Annotated in this window: 17 protein-coding genes and 2 pseudogenes; 11 read left to right on the top strand and 8 right to left on the bottom strand. The window is 68.4% G+C overall.

Annotated features, from left to right (window positions below; genetic code table 11):
* Positions 1-168: 168 nt before the first annotated feature.
* Entirely contained in the window at positions 169-2,325 is a 2,157-nt protein-coding gene (locus ACWGJM_RS47845) for a tyrosine-type recombinase/integrase (protein ID WP_453418074.1), read from the top strand.
* Positions 2,322-2,750, top strand: coding sequence for a DUF6262 family protein (locus ACWGJM_RS47840; RefSeq protein WP_453418073.1), 429 nt, complete (start codon positions 2,322-2,324; stop codon positions 2,748-2,750). The genes ACWGJM_RS47845 and ACWGJM_RS47840 overlap by 4 nt, the downstream gene beginning before the upstream one ends.
* On the opposite strand, the gene ACWGJM_RS47835 is transcribed toward ACWGJM_RS47840, so the two are convergent.
* Entirely contained in the window at positions 2,744-3,268 is a 525-nt protein-coding gene (locus tag ACWGJM_RS47835) for an NUDIX domain-containing protein (protein ID WP_453418072.1), read from the bottom strand. The genes ACWGJM_RS47840 and ACWGJM_RS47835 overlap by 7 nt on opposite strands.
* Positions 3,269-3,376: 108 nt before the next feature.
* Between ACWGJM_RS47835 and ACWGJM_RS47830 the strand changes: the two are divergent.
* Positions 3,377-3,817: pseudogene (locus ACWGJM_RS47830) on the top strand (ATP-binding protein); the annotation flags it as partial.
* A 62-nt stretch (positions 3,818-3,879) separates the two neighbouring features.
* Positions 3,880-4,821 carry a DDE-type integrase/transposase/recombinase gene (locus ACWGJM_RS47825; RefSeq protein ID WP_453418071.1) on the top strand — a complete coding sequence of 314 codons (942 nt, stop codon included), beginning with the start codon at positions 3,880-3,882 and terminating at the stop codon, positions 4,819-4,821.
* Positions 4,822-5,176: 355 nt separating this feature from the next.
* Here ACWGJM_RS47825 and ACWGJM_RS47820 read toward each other — a convergent pair whose 3' ends face one another.
* The gene (locus ACWGJM_RS47820; RefSeq protein WP_453418070.1) at positions 5,177-5,506 is read right to left on the bottom strand and encodes a hypothetical protein; all 330 of its coding nucleotides are present in this window, start codon (positions 5,504-5,506) and stop codon (positions 5,177-5,179) included.
* A gap of 132 nt (positions 5,507-5,638) precedes the next feature.
* Between ACWGJM_RS47820 and ACWGJM_RS47815 the strand changes: the two genes are divergently transcribed.
* Positions 5,639-6,451 (top strand): ExeA family protein, encoded by an 813-nt coding sequence (locus ACWGJM_RS47815; RefSeq protein ID WP_453418069.1) that lies wholly within the window; start codon positions 5,639-5,641, stop codon positions 6,449-6,451.
* A gap of 62 nt (positions 6,452-6,513) precedes the next feature.
* Entirely contained in the window at positions 6,514-6,792 is a 279-nt protein-coding gene (locus ACWGJM_RS47810; RefSeq protein WP_453418075.1) for a helicase associated domain-containing protein, read from the top strand.
* A gap of 407 nt (positions 6,793-7,199) precedes the next feature.
* Here the strand turns inward: ACWGJM_RS47810 and ACWGJM_RS47805 are convergent, their stop codons facing one another.
* Positions 7,200-8,234, bottom strand: coding sequence for an Lrp/AsnC family transcriptional regulator (locus ACWGJM_RS47805; RefSeq protein ID WP_453418068.1), 1,035 nt, complete (start codon positions 8,232-8,234; stop codon positions 7,200-7,202).
* Positions 8,235-8,341: 107 nt separating this feature from the next.
* On the opposite strand from ACWGJM_RS47805, the gene ACWGJM_RS47800 reads away from it, so the two are divergent.
* Complete coding sequence (locus ACWGJM_RS47800) at positions 8,342-9,502, top strand: alpha-hydroxy-acid oxidizing protein (RefSeq protein ID WP_453418067.1); 1,161 nt, start codon at positions 8,342-8,344, stop codon at positions 9,500-9,502.
* Between the two features lie 305 nt (positions 9,503-9,807).
* On the opposite strand, the gene ACWGJM_RS47795 is transcribed toward ACWGJM_RS47800, so the two are convergent.
* The 3 genes and pseudogenes from ACWGJM_RS47795 to ACWGJM_RS47785 all read right to left on the bottom strand — a co-directional run bounded on the left by ACWGJM_RS47795 (position 9,808) and on the right by ACWGJM_RS47785 (position 11,428).
* A complete protein-coding gene (locus ACWGJM_RS47795; protein WP_453418066.1) occupies positions 9,808-10,359 on the bottom strand; it encodes an SMI1/KNR4 family protein in 552 nt (183 codons plus the stop codon).
* 78 nt (positions 10,360-10,437) lie between these two features.
* Positions 10,438-10,653 (bottom strand): annotated as a pseudogene (locus ACWGJM_RS47790) (ATP-binding protein); the annotation flags it as partial.
* A gap of 136 nt (positions 10,654-10,789) precedes the next feature.
* Positions 10,790-11,428 (bottom strand): DUF1963 domain-containing protein, encoded by a 639-nt coding sequence (locus ACWGJM_RS47785; protein WP_453418065.1) that lies wholly within the window; start codon positions 11,426-11,428, stop codon positions 10,790-10,792.
* Between the two features lie 726 nt (positions 11,429-12,154).
* On the opposite strand from ACWGJM_RS47785, the gene ACWGJM_RS47780 reads away from it, so the two are divergent.
* A complete protein-coding gene (locus ACWGJM_RS47780; RefSeq protein ID WP_453418064.1) occupies positions 12,155-12,754 on the top strand; it encodes a TetR/AcrR family transcriptional regulator in 600 nt (199 codons plus the stop codon).
* Here the strand turns inward: ACWGJM_RS47780 and ACWGJM_RS47775 are convergent, their stop codons facing one another.
* On the bottom strand, positions 12,755-13,042 hold the full coding sequence (locus ACWGJM_RS47775) for a muconolactone Delta-isomerase family protein (RefSeq protein ID WP_453418063.1): 288 nt from the start codon (positions 13,040-13,042) through the stop codon (positions 12,755-12,757).
* A gap of 139 nt (positions 13,043-13,181) precedes the next feature.
* Between ACWGJM_RS47775 and ACWGJM_RS47770 the strand changes: the two genes are divergently transcribed.
* The 3 genes from ACWGJM_RS47770 (at position 13,182) to ACWGJM_RS47760 (ending at position 15,426) form a co-directional block, all read left to right on the top strand.
* Positions 13,182-14,102, top strand: a complete 921-nt coding sequence (locus ACWGJM_RS47770; RefSeq protein ID WP_453418062.1) for a LysR family transcriptional regulator — start codon at positions 13,182-13,184, stop codon at positions 14,100-14,102.
* Positions 14,103-14,275: 173 nt separating this feature from the next.
* The gene (locus ACWGJM_RS47765; RefSeq protein WP_453418061.1) at positions 14,276-14,989 is read left to right on the top strand and encodes an SDR family NAD(P)-dependent oxidoreductase; all 714 of its coding nucleotides are present in this window, start codon (positions 14,276-14,278) and stop codon (positions 14,987-14,989) included.
* Between the two features lie 53 nt (positions 14,990-15,042).
* The gene (locus tag ACWGJM_RS47760; RefSeq protein WP_453418060.1) at positions 15,043-15,426 is read left to right on the top strand and encodes a YybH family protein; all 384 of its coding nucleotides are present in this window, start codon (positions 15,043-15,045) and stop codon (positions 15,424-15,426) included.
* Positions 15,427-15,437: 11 nt separating this feature from the next.
* On the opposite strand, the gene ACWGJM_RS47755 is transcribed toward ACWGJM_RS47760, so the two are convergent.
* Positions 15,438-16,319, bottom strand: coding sequence for an alpha/beta fold hydrolase (locus tag ACWGJM_RS47755; protein WP_453418059.1), 882 nt, complete (start codon positions 16,317-16,319; stop codon positions 15,438-15,440).
* Between the last annotated feature and the right edge of the window lie 529 nt (positions 16,320-16,848).

Below are 16,848 nucleotides of genomic sequence, written 5' to 3'. Positions count from 1 at the left end.
GCTGGCCAACCCGCCAGGACTCGCCGACGATTTCACCGCCTGGGTCCGCACCGGCTGAGGCATTCGGGCAGTTCCAATACCCGACGTCACCATTATGGGTCCGCGAGGACGAGGCCCTGCGGGCCGCGGCGAGCTGGAAGTCGTACATCTCCGCCTGGCAGGTTGACGATGGCCGGTGAACAGCGTCATCTCCACGCAGCCGGCGACGAGGATCCGTTCTGGCGGCTCTGGCGGGAGCTGCCCGAGCCCTGGAAGGGGCCGGTGATCGGCGACGGCATCGACGACTGGGAGAAGATCACCGAGAACGGCGACCGCCGCATCGACCTGACCGGTCTGCCCGACCTGATCGCCGCCGAACTGGCCTGGATGGCGCACTGGCAGGCGATGGACGGGACCCGCTCATCGGTGCTGGGCACCAACCAGTTCGCGAACATCCTGCGCCGCGCGATCCGCGACAACCATCCCTTCCCGACATCGATCCGGGCCATGGACTGGGAGACGGCGGCCGCCCTGCAGCAGTGGTTCTATGCCACCCGCTGGGGCCGGCTCATTCCCCGCGGCAGCGTCGCCCGGCTGCGGGTGATCTTCCGCTTCTGCCGCCTGGCCCTCCTCGCCCGCTGCAGCGACGGGCCCTGGTGGTCCCTGGACGAGTGGCACCCCCGCTGCGATCCGCGGATCCCGCTGGCCGAGCACGAACCCCAGGCCCACTACGGCTGTTCACCCTCAAGGATCACTCAGCCGTGGCTGCGGGAGGCCGTGAAGTGGTCTCTGGGCATCCAGCTGGAGGCCGGAACGTTGCGCTGGTCGACGGTGAGCCAGGAGAGGATGCGGTGCTTCGCCCGCTTCGACCGCTGGCTGGAGACCTTCACCGACCCGCTCGACGTCCTGGGCGACCCCGCCCACGCCGTCCAGCTGGCCGCCGCCTTCCGCCGCTGGGCGTCCGACCCCGCCAACCGGCTCCTTCGCCAGAACGAGCAACGGTTCGCTGGGCAGCCCGTCCATCCTCGCCTGGTCAACGACGACCTGCGGGCCGTCGCCGAACTCTTCGCGTTCGTCGCCGCCAACCCCATCGAGGCCCGCCAGGTCCTCGGCCCCAACCCGTGGTCCCGGATCACCGACGCTCACGCGGCCGGATGGTTCCGCCAGGTCTCCCGCATCCCGCACCAGCGCGAACTCAACGACGAGCACTACGTCGACGACCACGCACTCGCACAGATCCCCTCCGCCCTGCCCCTGCTCGGGTTCGCCCGCGACGAGCAGATGCTCATCACCCGCGGCGACGGACAGCAGGTCACCACCCGCGGCTTCGACGACCCGCAGGCCATGCGCATGATCCTGCTGCAGATCCTCACCGGACGGCGGGCCAGCGAGATCCGCACCAGCCGCTTCGACTGCCTCTCCCCAGTCCCCGACCGGGCCGTCGACGCAGCCGAGGGCGAACAGGTCGCCCGCTTCCACTACGCACAGAGCAAGATCGACATCGCGCCGGACAACATCCTCGTCGACGCCGAGGTCGTCGCGGTCATCGAGGAACAACGACAGTGGGTCCGCGACCACTTCCCCGGCATCACCCCGCGCCACCTGTTCCTGCAGCGAACCGGGAACCGGCAAGGCGACAAGCCCTACCCGTCGGGCACCTACAGCTGGATGCTCCGCGAGTTCAGCAAGATCGTGAAGATCACCGACAGCAAGGGCAAGCCCGTCGGACTGAGCCACACCCACCGCTTCCGTCACACCAGGCTGACCCGGCTCGCCGAACTCGGCCTGCCCATCCACGTGTTGATGCGCTATGCCGGGCATGCCACCCCCTCGATGACGATGCACTACGTCGCCGCCCGCCAGGAACACGCCGAGCAGGCGTTCCTGGCCACCACGAAACTCCGCGCGGACGGCACCCACGTCAGCTTCTCCCGCGACGACCACGACAGCCTCCACCTGTTCAACCGGTCCGACCGGTTCCTGCCCCACGGCTGGTGCCTGCTGCCGCCCCTGCAGACCTGCGACAAGGGAAACGCCTGCCTGACCTGCTCGGTCTTCGTCACCGACGCCTCCCACCAGAGTGCTCTGGAACGGCAGTTGGCCGAGACCGAGGCCCTGATCAACCGCAGCACCACCACGTTCCAGGAACGGCACAGACGCCCGATGCCCGAGGACAACGTCTGGCTGCTGCAACGAAGAGCCGAACACGCGGCCCTCACCAAGCTCCTGGACACCCTCCGCTCCAATCCCGGACGCGCCGTCCAGGGCGCCGGCTGCGGCGCCGCCCCCACCGGTCCCATCCCGCTCACCCTCGACGTCGACCGTCACCGAAGGACCCGCCCATGACCGACGACGCTCGCGCCAAGCGCACCCAGACACTCGCCACCGCCGCAAAGGCCAAGTCCCAGGCCAAGACCGCCGCGGCAGAGAAGGCGATCCGCACCCTGGTCAAACGCGGTGAGCCGATCACCTTCCAGGCCGTCCAGCGCGAGGCCAGCGTCTCCCACGCGTTCCTCTATAACCACCCCGACCTGCGGGTACGCATCGAACGGCTACGGTCCCAGGCCCGGCCCGTTCCCGCACCGGCGCCTACGGCCGACGAGCAGAGCACCCTCGTCCTCGCGCTGACCAGCCAGATCACCCACCTGAAGAAGCAGCACCGCAAAGAAGTACAGGCCCTGCGAGACGCGCTCGAACAAGCCCACGGCGAGAACCTCGACCTCCGACGCGAACTCGCCCGCCGCGGAGGAGTCGCAGCAGCCCCTCAGTGACGGCCCACCCGATCAGCCAACCATGCGGCATGCTGACGGATTCGGGATAGATCATCGGGAAAATAGCTCTTCCATCCCTCGTCCAACCTCTTCCAAGCCACCGGCTGCCCGGCCTCCGGAACAAACGAGGCCGCTGCATCAACAACGGCGGCATACGACAGCCCGAGCGTGACCGGCCAGTCCGGGTGATAGGAGCGAACCGCAACCGCTGCCGGCTCAGCCAGCAGTTCCACCCGAAGGCCCGTCTCCTCGAAAAGCTCCCGGGTGGCGCCCTCGCGCGGTGTCTCGCTGGCCTCGACCTTCCCGCCCGGAGGAACCCAACCCCGCCAACGGTGCTTCACCAACACCACCCGGGCAAGATCCTTGTCGAACACCCAGACCTCGGCTGCAAGAGGCTGCATCGGTCCCTGCCGGGCAGCAGTCAGCCACCGGCAGGCCCCGTCGAACTCGGCTATCGCCTGTTCAGCATCGTTCACGGCCGCTTCGACGGCCCGCTCGTCGACCACCTTCTGATCCATCGGGACAACATACGAGGCTGCACTGACAACGCAGCCACGTCACATCGATCTCATGAAGGTCCCACCCAGCGGCAACATGCCGAATCTCGAACCGAACCCTCGATAACGCCCGGAGTCGGCAAGACGCACATCGCCGTCGCCGTCGCGGTCGCGGCCTGCCGGGCCGGCTACTCGATCTACTTCACCAGCCTCGATGACATGGTCCGCAACCTCAAAGCCGCCGAGGAGACCGGCCGGTTGACCAGGAAACTAGGCACCTACCTGCGGCCCAGCGTCCTCGTGGTCGACGAGGTCGGCTACCAGCCACTGGAACGGGCCGAGGCGAACCTGGTCTTCCAGGTGATCTCCAAGCGCTACGAGAAGGGCTCGATCATCCTCACCTCGAACAAGACCTTCAGCGAATGGGGCCAGGTCTTCGGCGATGAAGTCCTCGCCACCGCCATCCTCGACCGCCTCCTACACCACTGCGAAGTGATCTCGATCAACGGCCCGAGCTACCGCCTGAAGAACCGCCTCAAGGCCATCGAGCGCGAGACCGAAGTCGCCTGACACCCCTGCACGTTCGTCCGTACGCGACTCTGCACTTCAGCTCGTACGCCGACAGCGGGGCGATGGACCGGGCGATCGCCGCCCAGGTGCACACTGATCCGTTCGGGAAGCCGGTCAAGATCACGCGCGGGACGGTGGACCGCTGGCTCAAGCTCTGGCGTGAGGGCGGCTTCGATGCTCTGCTGCCGCCGACCCGGCAGGTCACCCCGCGCACGCCGGAGGAGGTCCTGGACCTGGCCGCGGCCCTGAAGCGGGAGAACCCGACCCGGTCGACCGCGCAGGTGGTGCGGATCCTGCAGCAGCACAGGGCTGGGAGCCCCTCCTACCGCACGGTCCATCGGCACCTTCAACGGCTGGAGCTGCTGACCCGCCCGGACGGGCAGGCACCGGAAGCATTCGGCCGGTTCAAGGCCACGCGTCCGAACGAGCTCTGGGTCGGGGACGCACTGCACGGGTCGAAGATCGCCGGCCACAAGGCCTACCTGTTCGCGTTCGTCGACGACAACAGCCGGGCGGTGGTCGGCCACCGCTGGGGCGGGGCTGAGGACAGTGTTCGCCTCGCCGCGGCCCTGCGGCCGGCGCTGGCCGCACGCGGCGTCCCCGAAGGCGTCTACGTCGACAATGGCTCCGCTTTCGTGGACTCACCCCTGCTCAGGGCATGCGCGAGGCTCGGGATCAAGCTCATCCACTCCACCCGGGGGCGTCCGCAGGGCAGAGGAAAAATCGAGCGGTTCTTCCGAACTGTCCGAGAGCAGTTCCTGGTCGAGGTCGACACGGAGAAGGTCACTGACCTGGCTACGCTGAACAGGCTCTTCACCGCCTGGGTCGAGCAGGTCTATCACCGGCGGGTCCACTCCGAGACCGGGCAGCAGCCGCTGGAACGCTGGCTGGCCGGGGCGCCGTTCCCCACCCCGACACCGGACGCGCTGAGGGAGGCTTTCCGCTGGTCCGAGCTGCGGAAGGTCGCCAAGACCGCCACGGTCTCGCTCCAGTCCAACACCTAGAACGTCGACGCGTCGCTGGTCGGACGGCAGGTCGAGCTGGTCTTCGACCCCTTCGACCTGACCGACATCGACGTCCGCTTCGGCGGCCGCTCGTTCGGCAAGGCGATCCCGCACCTGATCACCCGGCACGCGCACCCGAGGGCCAAGCCCGAGACCCCGGCGGCGGCCCCGCCGGCGCCGACCGGCATCGACTACCTGCGGCTCATCGACACCGAGCGCACGAAGGAGCTCGGGCAGCGGATCAACTACGAGGTCTTCCTGGGCCAGGACCAGCCGACCACGGCCGTCGACCTGAGCGGAGAGGACTCGTGACCAGCGGCAACCGGGTCCAGCACCGGCTTGTCCCACGCGTCAATCACGCGAACGCTTGGGCGCCTGGCTCTGGGACCATCCGGAAATCGACGAAAAAGGTGCCGGGGTTGCCAGGCACGACACGGCAACTGAAGTGGCACCCAAGCAACGAACGGACCTCGGTCTTGAGGTTCTGCGAGAGAACGGCGGCCGAGCTCACGTATTTGTTCGTCGGGTCGTCGACAGCGTGGGCGTCGACGAGCGCTCCACGGATCCCGGTCACGACGTATTCGACTCGTCGACCGCCGCTGAGGTCGGGCTCTTCGCCATCGTGGTCGCAGTTCATTACGTGGGCAAGCACGTCACCCAGGCCGGTCTTCGGCTGGTCGGTCATGAGTGCACACGCTACTTGGTTGTCACGGCAGCCGCACAGCCTGCGGTTCGCGGTCCGCTTCCACTCCCGGGCCGAACACGCCGCGGCCGAACTGGACGACACCATCGCCTGCTTGGAGAGGAACAACGGACGTTGATAGACAAACTGACGGCGCACTGGGGCTTCACGCGGATGCCGTTCGGCAAGGACCTGGCTCCCTCGATGCTGCACCGGCACTCCGCCCACGCGCAGGCCGTCGCCCGGATCACCTGGTGCATCGGCGAACGCGCCCTCGGGGTGATCACCGGCGAGGTCGGCGCGGGCAAGACCGTCGCGGTCAGAGCGTCGCTGCCCCAGCTGGACCACCCCCGCCACAAGGTCATCTACCTGGCCAACCCCGCTGTCGGCGTCGCCGGGATCCACCACGCCATCGTCACCGCGCTCGGCGGCGTCCCGCGCCCGCACAAGTCCACGCTGATCCCCCAGGCCACCGACCTGCTGGCGACCGAGAACAACGAACGCGGCCGCGTCCCCATCCTGATCATCGAGGAAGCCCACCTGCTCGACCACGAGCAACTGGAGGCGATCCGGATGCTGACCAACGACGAGATGGACTCCAGCAGTCCGCTGGCCTGCCTGCTGATCGGCCAGCCAACCCTGCGACACAAGATCAAGCTCGGCGTCCTGGCCGCCCTCGACCAGCGCATCCAGGTCCGCTACAACATGCCGTCCATGACCGGCGAGGAAACCGCCTCCTACCTGGTCCACCACCTCGCACTCGCCGGCCGCACCGACACGCTCTTCACCGACGACGCGATCACACTCATCCACGACACCGCCCGCGGCTATCCCCGCGCCGTCAACAACCTCGCCGTCCAGGCCCTGCTGTCCGCCTACGCCGAAGGCAAGCCCATCGTCGACGAGACCAGCGCACGCGCCGCCGTCGCCGAAGTCACCGCGGAATGAAGACCGCGCCCGCCCTGGGCACCATCAACATCCCAGTGACACGATGAAGATCAAACAGCCCGCTGGAACCCCACCAGCGGGCTCTCTTCATCCCCGCACATCACCATCGTGAGTGGCAACCCGTCACGATTTTGAACGGCAGTCAACACCTGGCAGCCCTCGCGCAGTGGGTCGAACGGGAAGGCGCCCACCGGCCCGTGCCCCGGAAGGTGGTGGAGACCTTGCCCGACGGGACCGAGACCAAGCTCGGCATCTGGTACAGCAACATCAAGACCAGGCGGGACAAGCTCACCCAGGAGCAGCTGGACGCGCTACGGGAGCTGGGAGTGGAGTGGGCGTGACCGCCAGCGCGGAAGCATGGAGCGGGTGACGAGAATCGCACTCGCGCTCTCAGCTCCGGAAGCGACGGCGCCTCGGCGCCGACACCGCTTATGACCTGGGAATAGGTCGACTCAGGACAGCAGCGTGGGCTGATTTCGCGCCGCTGTTCACGGTGGCTGGTCGCCCAGGCCGACGACGGCTCGATGGGCGTGCAGCGATTGGGAGCGGCAGGATTCGAACCTGTGCTGGTTCGCGTCGGGTGGTGCTGTACTCGCAGGTCAGCGCCCCGGTATGTTGCTTGATCCAGCTCATCAGGGGTGCGTGCTTGCAGGCTGCAAGATGCTTGGCCGAGCAGGAGATCGGCTCGTCCCGATTGATCAGATGGAATCCCGCCGCCGCGATACTGAGGGAAACGGCAGACGGCCATTCAAATCGTCGGCTCTGCCCAGAGGTCGGGCGGGATGATGCCGACGGAGCGGCCATGGGAGTCCAGAAGGTGGCCGAGCAGCTTGTCCTGGCGCAGGGTGATGACGCGGTCGACGATGTCGAGACTCGGGTGGGCGGTCGCGAGCTGGGTTTCTAGGCGCAGTACGTCGCTGACGGAGTGCAGGCTGGCCTGGAGGATGAGGTTGTGGGGGCCGCTGATGGCGGCGCAGTTGCGGGTCTCGGGCAGGCGGATGAGGGCGGGGCCGATCTCGGGGAGGTCGGCGGGTGGGACTTTGGCCCAAAGGGTGACCGAGACGGGCCAGCCGCCGAGGAGGCGAGCGAAGTCGCAGCGGAATCGTAGGAGGCCGCGTCGGGTGAGACATTCGGTGCGGCGTTTGGCGGTGTTGAGGCTGACGCCGAGGTCGCTGGCCAGGGTCTGGTAGGAAGCGCGGCCGTCGTGGGCGAGCCGGGTGATGAGGGCGCGGTCGGAGGTGCTGATCTCGCCCGGGGCGACAGGGGTTTGGGCTGGGGACGGGCCGGTCAGCTGGGCGCGTTGGTCGGGCGCCAGGGCGGAGATGCGCCACCGGCCGCCCTCGGTGAACATGTGGGTGACGATCCGGGCCTGCACGCTCGTGATGCCGGGAAGGTGCGGGAGCAGGTCGAGGGTGTAGCGGGAGAGGGTCGGCAAGTCACGGGTGGCGACGATGGCCAGGATGTCGTGGCCGGCGGCGGCACGCTCGATCGTGAGCATGTGAGGGTGGGCGCTCAGTGTCTGGGCGAGTTCTGCGGTGGCTCCCGGGGCGCAGTCGATCACGACGAAGGCCACGCAGATCTGCTCGAACAGACGTGGGCCGGGTGAGAATCCCACCCAGGCGGCGCCTTGGTCGGCGAGGCGGCTGAAGCGGCGGGCGACGGTGACCGGGTCGACACCCAAGGCGCGCCCGAGCTCGGTCCATGAGGCCCGCGGCCGCAGCTGCAGGGCGTTGATCAGCGCCAGGTCGTCCTCTGTCAGCAGTGCGGGTGCATCATCCTGCATGTTCCAGCCGCGTGAGGCACAATCCTGCGTTTGGCGGCTTTCGTTCGTCACTCTCCCATTGTGGACTTCAGGGGCCCGCATCTGGCGAGCGTGTAGGAGGCCGGACCATGACATACGGCGATTATCAGGACGAGATCTACATGGACGGGCTGCGCGGTGTGGTGCCGCGCTTCCCGATGACCTACGACGAGCTGGAGCCGTTGGCCCAGGCCGCGATGCCGGCCTCGGTCCGTTCCTATGTCACGGCCGGCGCCGGTGACGAGCGGACCCAGCGGGCCAACGTCACCGCGTTCGACCGGTGGGGCCTGGTGCCGCGCATGATGGTGGGGGCCAGGCAGCGGGATCTGTCCGTCGACCTGTTCGGTATGCGCCTGCCCTCGCCGCTGTTCATGGCCCCGATCGGCGTGATTGGGCTGTGCGCGCAGGACGGCCACGGCGATCTCGCCACCGCGCGCGCCGCTGCCCGCACCGGCGTGCCGATGGTCGCCTCCACGCTGACCGTCGATCCGCTGGAGAAGGTCGCCGCCGAGTTCGGTGACACCCCGGGCTTCTTCCAGCTCTACACGCCCACCGACCGGGAACTGGCCGAGAGCCTGGTCCACCGTGCCGAGAAGGCCGGGTTCAAGGGCATCGTGGTCACCCTCGACACTTGGATCACCGGCTGGCGCCCCCGCGACCTCGGCGTCAGCAACTTCCCCCAGCTACGTGGCAATTGCCTCGCCAACTACACCAGTGACCCGGTCTTCCGTTCACGCCTCGCCCGCAGTCCGGAGGATGACCCGGCGGCTGCGGTCGCCGAGTGGGTGCGGATCTTCGGCAACCCGCTCACCTGGCAGGACCTGCCCTGGCTGCGCTCGATCACCGACCTGCCGCTGATCCTGAAGGGCATCTGCCACCCCGAGGACGTCCGCCGTGCCAAGGACGGCGGCGTGGATGGCATCTACTGCTCCAACCACGGCGGACGCCAGGCCAACGGCGGCCTGCCCGCCCTCGACGCCCTGCCCGGCGTGGTCGACGCGGCCGACGGCTTGCCCGTCCTGTTCGACTCCGGTGTCCGCACGGGAGCCGACATCATCAAGGCGGTTGCCTTGGGCGCCACCGCCGTCGGCGTCGGCCGCCCCTACGCGTACGGCCTCGCCCTCGGCGGTGAAGCCGGCCTCGCCCACGTCCTGCGGGCCCTGCTCGCCGAGGCCGACCTGATCATGGCCGTCGACGGCTATCCGGCCCTCGCCGACCTCACCCCCGACGCCCTCCGTCGCCTCACCTGACGCAACTCCCACTCAGGCGAGGCCGGGCACACCGGCCGTCTCCTTTGGCCGTGGCGAGCGGAGGCATCGGCTGAGGCACCCCGGCCGCAGTGGGCGTCACGCTCGGAGACCGATCGTCCTGGCCGCCTCACTGATCGGCCTCGCCCCCCGCCTACGCCGCGGCCCCGCGGGCATGCCCGCTGCTGCCGAAAAGAACAGCGTTTGGCGACCGATTCCGGAGGCAGTTGGTGATCACCTGACTCTCGGATCTCGATGAGAAACGACGGCACTGTCGTGTCCACGAACGTGGGACGGCCAGCCTCTCGTCAGAGCGGCTGGCCGTCGAGGGGGTCGCCGGAGCCGGGCTCGAACGTCGTGCCGAGGCCGTACTGCGCGATCCCGAAAGGTTGAAAATCTGCATCGGCAAGGACGCGGTAGAGGAACTCGGAGGTGGACATGTCGTACCGGTGCCACGCGCCGACGTCATTGGACCGCGCGAGGACGGGGTACTCCCCCGGCCGCTCGGCGTCGATCAGCCAGAAGTACTCGTCGGCCCATTCGGTGGAGCCCCACTCAACCAGCCCCTTGCCGCCCGGCGCGTAGATCGCGTAGGGCTCGACGGCGGAGACGTTTCCGAGCTTGCTGTCCTGGTCGACTGACAGGTCGACCCGCCACTGTGTCAGGAAGTCGAATGCGGGGCCTTCGTCGCGCCCCAGAAAGTAGAGGGAATCGCTGAAGACGCCGCCACCGAAGGCCTCGTAGAGCTCCTTGTAGTCCGCCGGCAGCGGAACCCCCAGCTCTCCCTCGATCGCCGCCCAGTCGACGGAGATCCCGAGCGGCTCCCACCCGGCCAGGTCGATCACTCGCTGAACCCACATACAACAATCTTTTAGCACCGGTCTTCATTCCGATGTCCCTCAACCCCCTCGTCGCTCAGGTCAAGATCGACAGCTATCTCACTCAGCCGACCTTGGCGGGTTGCTCAGCCGGGCTCGTGTGCTGGCGAGGCGATAGGAGTCAGTGCCGGTCTCGATGATGGTGCCGTTGAAGGTGAGGCGGTCGACGATGGCCGCGCAGAGCCGGGGGTCGGTGAAGGTCTTGGTCCAGCCTCCGAAGGACTCGTTGGAGGCGATGGCGACGCTGTTCTTCTCCTCGCGTCCGGTCAGGGCCTGGCTCCGTTGAACGACCCGGACCCAGTGGGGCGACGAGCAGAGTTGGCGATTTTCTCTTCTCAAGAATCCCCATAAACTGCTCAGGACAGCCTGTCGGCGGACCCTACTCAGGTTTTCTCAGCCGATAGCCTGATGATCAGCACTGCCACAGGAACGAGCCTTGCTCGCACGGCGGGCATGCGAAGGCGTATCCGCAGCCGCCTCCGCCGAAGTTCATCGCCGTCTGGTGGTCGCGGCCCTCTTCGAGCTGGGCGATGAAGCTCATCGGCTGCGCGCACGACGGGCATGCCGGCGTCTCGTCGTGCTGCATCCACGACGGAGCGCCGCCCAACTGGCCCAGGACATCCCGCATCGGGCGACGATGAACCTGCGACCAGCGGCTGCGCGCCTCGGGGTAGGGGGCCGTGTCGGCCGCCGTGCAGTCGATGCCGCAGGTCTGCGGCAGCAGAGTTTCGCCTTCCGCGGGCACCGGGGCGGCCGTGAGTCCGGCGCGGGGGAACAGCAGCGCCCGGTTGCCGCCCGCGCCCGGATCCCACTCGTCGCACAGCCCCGGGTCGTTCTGGCACATGAAGATCGACAGGACGCGCTCGATCCGCGCCGTCTTCTGGGCCCCGGGGGCGTTGACCAGCAGTTGCGCGAGGAACTGCATCGGTCCCGCGCATGCCGCGCACTGCGGCCAGGTGAACCCGGCCGGCACCAGCGGCACGCCTCCGGTGCGTGTCACCAGCGCACGGTCGTCGACCGGACCGGCATATGTCATCAAGGTGGTGGTCACGGTCGGGAAGCCTAGATCAGCCACCCGACAGCTCCCCGCGGACCGACGGCGGGAGCACGGCGCTGGGCTGGTAGGACGGGTTCCTTCACGCATGATCGTCCGCCGAACCAGAGGCTTCCCCGTGGTCCCCTACGCCGCCGTGCTCGACGTCCCGCGCCCCACCGCCGAGTGTCTCGCCCGCCTGCTGGCCGCGCACCGCCGTCGGATCGGAACTCCGAGGGGCTCGCGGGCGCTCGGCCCGTTCCGGCAGGCGGTGCTGGTGCTGCGCTGGTTCCGCGAGCGCGGCTGCGTGCACTGCCTGGCCCGCGATGCCGGCATCTGCGGAGACCCGCCATTCCGTCTTCACCCCGCCGCTGCTAGCCGACGCGGACTTCCCGGCGGCCGTCTTTGCCGGGTGGGTACACGACCACGCGCGGAGTCTCGATCACGCCTTCAGGGTGCATCGCTCATCGGGAGCGCGCATGCGGGGCGGGGGAACCGCTCATAGGCTGGTTGTAGGTTCTCGCGGATTGCGTCACCTGCCGCGCTTCCGTCCTGGGCGTCCTTCGGCTGTCTCGCGCCCTGGCATCCGCCGGAGTCTCAGCTCCGCGTCATTTCCTCGCCGCTTTGAGCGGGTCCGCTCGAAGCGGCAGTCGCGCCTGTGACGCGGCCGAGTTGCCGCTGCACGGCCAGCAAGCTGTAGCCTTTGCCGGCCACTAGATAGCCGACCGGTCGTATAGTTGCCGCATGGGCAGGACCAGTGATGCCGGGGAGAAGGTCCTCGCGGTCGGGCGGTCGCTCTTCGAGGCGCGTGGGTACTCGGCGCTGGGAGTGGCCGAGATCTGCAAGGCGGCCGGCGTGCCGAAGGGCAGCTTCTACTACTTCTTCGAGTCGAAGGAAGCGCTCGCGATCGCCGTTGTCGACGAGCACTGGGCTGACCAGCGGCGGGAGTGGACGCGCGTCCTGAGCGGCGAGGGCGAACCGCTGGAGCGGCTGCGGCAGTTGTTCGAGCAGACGGAGGCCGGGCTGCGTAGCGGACAGCAGGACTGCGGCACCGTGCCGGGCTGTCTGTTCGGCAACCTCAGTCTGGAGATGAGTAACCGGACCGAGGCGGTCCGCGCACGACTGCAGGAGATTTTCGACGCCCAGGTCGAGATGGTCGACGCGGTCGTCACCGAGGCCCTCGACCGCGGTGACGTCACCGTGACCGACACCCGGGAGGCGGCGCGGTCCGTCGTCGCCCAGCTGGAGGGCCAGGTGATGTTCGCGAAGCTCTACAACAACACCGGGCGGCTGAGCTCCCTTTGGGCTAACTCCCTGGCCCTGCTCGGGGCCAGCGCCGCTTGATCAGCGACCGGGGTCGTTCGGGTGGGACTCCAGAGGCGTCACGGTAAAGCTCATCCATGGGCTCAGCGGCAGGGTGCCGAGCACCTTCTTGTGGAGTTCCGCCTCGTCGGCGGCGCGCCAGACGCCGATGCTGCGCAGCTCGCCCACTGGGCGCCACAGCCTCGCCAGGTGGCCGGTCGCTGCCAGTTCCCGGGCGCGTACAGCCTCGGCGGCGCGGCGCCGGTCGACCTCGTCCTGGCTGGTGCCGTCGGGAATCGTCGTGGTGATCTCGACCAGGAACTCTTGCATGCTCTCGCTCCGTTCGGGCCCGCCCCGCCGGACGGCGGAGCGCCGGGTTTCCCTGCCCTCAGCCTTGTCTGCCACGGGCACGGGACGCCACGACAGGTTGCCTTCCTGCTGAGAGAGACGGCCTCTCAGTCCGCGTAGCATGACGGGCGTGGAGCTCCGCCAGCTGAGGTACTTCGTCGCGGTCGCCGAGGAGCTGAACTTCGGCCGCGCCGCCGAGCGCCTCCTCATCGCAGGACCCTCCCTCTCCCAGCAGATCAAGGCCCTCGAACGCGACCTCGGCGTACGGCTCTTCGACCGCGACCGCCGCTCGGTGTCCCTCACCCCGGCCGGCGCCGCCCTGCTCCCGCACACCCGGGCATTGCTGGAGCGGGCCGACGACCTTCAGCTCAGGGCCGGCCGGCTGGCGGGCTCGGAAGCGGTCCGGCTCGGCTACGTCAGCTGGCTCCCCACGGACCTGACCACGCGCAGCGCCGGTGTCGCCCGGCTGCACCTCGACGCCTGGATCGCACCCTCCCACACCCAGGCCGCCCGCGTCGCCGACGGCAGCCTGGACCTCGCCGTGTGCTGGGTGCGTGACGAGGACCTGAAACGGCATGGCCTGCGCGCCCGCCTCCTCGGCGCCGACCGGCTCTACGCCGTTTCCACCGGCGCCGACACCGCGGACGTCCGCGCCCAGGACACCGCCGTCCTCCTCGATGACGACACCAGTTCCTGGTCGTCCTGGAACGTCTACGCCGAGCAGCTGTGCCACGACACCGGGGCACACGCGCTGCGCATCTGTGACGGCGGCATCACCGGCCCCGCTTTCTTCGACCATGTCCGCCGCAGCCGCCGCCCGGTCGTCAACTCGCCGAAGGGGCAGACCACCGCACTGCCGTCCGATCTGGTGCGGCGCGAGATCGTCGCGCCGACGGTGCACTGGACCTGGTCGCTGGTGTGGCGCGAGGTCGAGACGCGTACTGCGGTGCTCGCCGTCGTCGACGCGCTCTGCGACGGGGTCGACGACTTTGGACTCCGCTCCCCGGACGCCTGGCTGCCCGACGGCGACCCGCACCGCTGACGTGCGCTGGGAGGCCGGGCCTCTCAGCAATGAGGATTCCGGTCCTGGCGAAAGACCCTCTGACCTTTGCGTTCGTCCATGCGGGACGTCTAGCTTTCCGAATAGGCGACCGGTCGGCTAGTAGTCGGCCGGGAGCACCTCAGCCTCTACTCTGATACGCGGAGAAGGACGTCATGAGCTCTCAGAACCAGAAGGTCGCGATCGTCACCGGGGCCTCGCAGGGCATCGGAGCCGGCCTCGTCGAGGCTTACCGCAAGCTCGGCCACGCCGTCGTCGCCACCTCGCGCACCATCGCGCCCGCCGCCGACGCCGACATCCTGACCGTCCAGGGCGACATCGCCGACCCGGCCACCGCGGAGCGCGTGGTCGCCGCCGCCGTGGAGCGGTTCGGCCGGATCGACACCCTGGTCAACAACGCGGGCGTCTTCGTCGCCAAGCCCTTCACCGACCACACGGCCGACGACTACGCGGCCGTCACCGGCGTGAACCTGGGCGGGTTCTTCCGGATCTCCCAGCTGGCCGTCCCGCACATGCTGGCCCGGGGCGGCGGCCACATCGTCAACGTCACCACCAGCTTCGTCGACAACGCGGACTCCCGCGTCCCCTCCGTCCTGGCTTCGCTGACCAAGGGCGGACTGCAGTCCGCGACGAAGTCCCTGGCCATCGAGTACGCCACCCGCGGCATCCGCGTCAACGCCGTGTCGCCAGGCACCATCCGGACCCCGATGCACCCGGAGGAGACCCACCAGGGCCTCGCCGCCCTGCACCCGGTCGGCCGGATGGGCGAGGTGGGCGACATCGTCGAGGCCGTGGTCTTCCTCGAGACGGCTCCCTTCGTCACCGGCGAGATCCTGCACGTCGACGGCGGTATGAGCGCCGGCCACTGACCTCCGGCGCCGTCCGGCACCACGACTCCGCTCCATTCGACGGGAGAAACCCGATGAGCACCACGACGCACACCACGAAGAACGACGCGGAGATCCTGCGCGGCGTCCTCGCCCCCTGGAAGGCGGCCGTCGACGCGCACGACCCGCAGCGCGTCGCCTCCCTCTACACCGAGGACGCGATCTTCCAGGGCCTGCACCCTTACACCGTCGGTCACCAGGGCATCGCCGAGTACTACGACTCCCAACCCCTGGGCATGACCGCCGAGTTCCGGATTCTCGAAACCCGGCGGTTGGCCGACGACCTGGTACTCGGTTACCTGGACGCCGAGTTCTCGTTCACTGACCGGACCCCGGTTGCCGTCAAGCTCGCGCTCGTGGTGCGGCGAGTGGCGGACGGCTGGTCCATCGTCCACTACCAGGTGTCCCGCTTGAACTAGGACGCCGTCCTTCAGCGCGCCTGGCGCAGGAAGTCAACGACCAGGTCTGTGGTCGCCTGCGGCTGTTCTTCCGTGATCCAGTGCCCGCAGTCCGGGATGACGGCGTCCTCGACGTCGTCGGCGACACAGCGCAGCACCTCACCGATCCCAGGGCCGAAAGTGGCCTCACCACCGAAGGCCAGGACCGGCATCTGCAGCTTGCCCTGCGCGAGGAACTTCTCGTTGTCGGCCGCGTCCTGGCCAAACGCCAGGAACTGGGCGAAGCTCGCCCGCATGGCGCCGGGTTGCGCGTAGAGAGCCGCATAGTGCTCGCGCTTCGCCTCGTCGAACCGCTCCGGGACCACGGAGAGTTCGTTCCAGAAGCGGTCGAGGTAGATGCGCTCGCGGCCCTCGACGAGGCGCTCCATGTCGTGACCGCCGAAGCCGAAGTGCCACATCGTCGGGTCCTGAGTGATCTCGCCCCAGGGTCCGATGCCGGGCAGCGGCGCGTCGATCACCACCCAGCGGCTGACGCGCTCGGGGTGGGTGGCGACGGCCGTGTAGCCGACCATGATGCCGATGTCGTGCGTGACCAGGTCGATGGTGCCCACGCCCAGGGCGTCCAGGACGCCCCACACGTCCGTAGCCTGGTTCTTCTTGTCGTAGCCACCCTCGGGCTTGGAGGAGAGGCCCAGCCCGCGCAGGTCGGGCGTGATCACTGTGTGGTCCTCGATCAGTGCGCTCGCCAGGTGACCCCACATGTCGCCCGTCGTGCCGAAGCCGTGTAGCAGGACCACCGCCGGCCCCTGTCCGCCGACGCGCACATGGATCGTGGCGCCATTGGTCTCGATCTCATGCGACTGCATACCGGCCGGGAAGGGGTGGATGCCTTCCTGACGTCCGTTGTCGTTCATCGCTGCACTCCAGGTTTGAGGGGAACAGGGCTCCCATGGCGAGGACGGCCGGGAGAACAGAGCTGCGCGTCCAGGCATGTGAGCCCCGCCTCGGCGGCACGACCTGCCGGCTGTACGCACTCATGGGTGCGTTCTCTTGAGGAACTGGATCAGGAGCGGTCGCAAATCCGCGCCACATCCCGAAGCTAGCCGACCGGTCATCTAAGTTCCATCGCGCGCTGGGCGCCGTTCCCGCGGGGGCAGGCCGCTGACCTGGGATGGAAGGAAGGGGCTATCAGCTGAGAGGAAGCTGGTCGGTGATCTCGTCCCGCCCGGAGCGCCAAAGTGGCCCATGAGGCGACGACAGACCTGGCCGTCGATTTCCTGCGCCGGGAGCGTTGAAAGACGGTCCCGGCATTGTCGATGGGACCAGGGGTGAGGGGCAATGCGATCACTGAGGCTGATCCTTTGGGGTGGACACCCTGACAATGGATCTTGATGGTCCAGGGAGGGATGTCCAGGTGGGACGTAAGTCTCCGTATCCGGAGGA

The organism is Streptomyces sp. NPDC054834, from assembly GCF_053611185.1.
Note: the sequence above shows the minus strand (reverse complement) of the source record. Positions and strands in the feature narration are given on the sequence as shown.

Excerpts from the sequence above, each read along its gene's own strand:
- ACWGJM_RS47805 (WP_453418068.1), bottom strand. The coding sequence starts at position 8,234 with ATGCAGGATGATGCACCCGCACTGCTGACAGAGGACGACCTGGCGCTG.
- ACWGJM_RS47765 (WP_453418061.1), top strand. The coding sequence starts at position 14,276 with ATGAGCTCTCAGAACCAGAAGGTCGCGATCGTCACCGGGGCCTCGCAG.
- ACWGJM_RS47780 (WP_453418064.1), top strand. The coding sequence starts at position 12,155 with ATGGGCAGGACCAGTGATGCCGGGGAGAAGGTCCTCGCGGTCGGGCGG.
- ACWGJM_RS47775 (WP_453418063.1), bottom strand. The coding sequence starts at position 13,042 with ATGCAAGAGTTCCTGGTCGAGATCACCACGACGATTCCCGACGGCACC.
- ACWGJM_RS47835 (WP_453418072.1), bottom strand. The coding sequence starts at position 3,268 with ATGGATCAGAAGGTGGTCGACGAGCGGGCCGTCGAAGCGGCCGTGAAC.
- ACWGJM_RS47795 (WP_453418066.1), bottom strand. The coding sequence starts at position 10,359 with ATGTGGGTTCAGCGAGTGATCGACCTGGCCGGGTGGGAGCCGCTCGGG.
- ACWGJM_RS47760 (WP_453418060.1), top strand. The coding sequence starts at position 15,043 with ATGAGCACCACGACGCACACCACGAAGAACGACGCGGAGATCCTGCGC.
- ACWGJM_RS47840 (WP_453418073.1), top strand. The coding sequence starts at position 2,322 with ATGACCGACGACGCTCGCGCCAAGCGCACCCAGACACTCGCCACCGCC.
- ACWGJM_RS47770 (WP_453418062.1), top strand. The coding sequence starts at position 13,182 with ATGACGGGCGTGGAGCTCCGCCAGCTGAGGTACTTCGTCGCGGTCGCC.
- ACWGJM_RS47825 (WP_453418071.1), top strand. The coding sequence starts at position 3,880 with ATGGACCGGGCGATCGCCGCCCAGGTGCACACTGATCCGTTCGGGAAG.
- ACWGJM_RS47845 (WP_453418074.1), top strand. The coding sequence starts at position 169 with ATGGCCGGTGAACAGCGTCATCTCCACGCAGCCGGCGACGAGGATCCG.
- ACWGJM_RS47800 (WP_453418067.1), top strand. The coding sequence starts at position 8,342 with ATGACATACGGCGATTATCAGGACGAGATCTACATGGACGGGCTGCGC.
- ACWGJM_RS47755 (WP_453418059.1), bottom strand. The coding sequence starts at position 16,319 with ATGAACGACAACGGACGTCAGGAAGGCATCCACCCCTTCCCGGCCGGT.
- ACWGJM_RS47820 (WP_453418070.1), bottom strand. The coding sequence starts at position 5,506 with ATGACCGACCAGCCGAAGACCGGCCTGGGTGACGTGCTTGCCCACGTA.